Raw genomic sequence first — 969 nt, 5'->3', positions numbered from 1 at the left:
CGACACACCGTGAGCTTGTCGGCGGCCAAGTGCACGACATGAAACGGATCCATCACCGCACGCGCCTTGTCCAGGGTTTCAGCGGTCGCGGTGCGATACCCGGAGAAGCCGTCCATCGTCACCACCTTGATTCGGTCACGAAACGCAGGATCGCGCGCGGTCAGCCAATCCTTCAACGCCGCCTTGGAACGGCCGGCGACCATGTCCAACAAACGTGCCGGCCCGGTACCATCGACGATCGGTGTCAGGTCGACGAGCACGGTCACGAAACTCGAATCCCCCTTGCCGCGAACGTGTTTCCACTTGTGCTCATCCACCCCAAGGACTCGCACACCGTCCAGGCGGGCCGGTGCGGACGCCAACGAGCGGGCCGCGTCCAACGCAAGGTTGTTCACGGTGTTCCAACTCATCCCGATCGCAGCGGCGACCGCTGTCACCGACATCTTGTCGACGATCATCGCCCGCAGAATCCAGGTCGTGGTGCGCCGGGTGACCTGTGCCCGCGGCGCCACGATCGTCGAGATGTCGGCACGAAAGATCGTGGTGGGACAGTCCGGGTTGTCGCACAGATAGCGCGGCACCGAGATATGCAGCCGAGTCGGATGCCCCACGATCGGCAGATCAGCGACCTCACGATCGATGTGGTCACGCAGCCGACCCGGCCGCCCGCATCCGGGACATGTGTTCTTCGGTTCCAGGACCTCGCAGAACACGTGGGTGCGGTCCTCGCCGTCGAGGGCGGCACCGGTGATCGTCACCCCGAGCTCGATGGTGCGGCAAATGGTGTCGGCAATAGCGCTACGCTGCAACATGGGTCCTGTCGGTGTCGGGCTGATGGTGTGAGAGCTTTCATCCTCACACCGCAGGACCCGCCTACACCTCCAGCGACACCGCCCATCACCCCGCGATCTTGCTCACCCCTACATCTTGTGGTCGCAAGAACCTGTTCCACGCACCGTCAATCAGGAA

The 969-nt window shown here is 63.5% G+C and carries 1 protein-coding gene; it reads right to left on the bottom strand.

Annotated features, from left to right (window positions below):
- On the bottom strand, positions 1 to 812 hold an 812-nt coding region (locus tag GOACH_RS22955; RefSeq protein ID WP_005180748.1), incomplete at its 3' end, for an ISL3 family transposase.
- Positions 813 to 969 lie beyond the last annotated feature (157 nt).

It is taken from the genome of Gordonia aichiensis NBRC 108223, from assembly GCF_000332975.1.
GTDB classification, from domain to species: Bacteria; Actinomycetota; Actinomycetes; order Mycobacteriales; family Mycobacteriaceae; genus Gordonia; species Gordonia aichiensis.
This window is presented reverse-complemented; position numbering and strand designations above follow the sequence as displayed.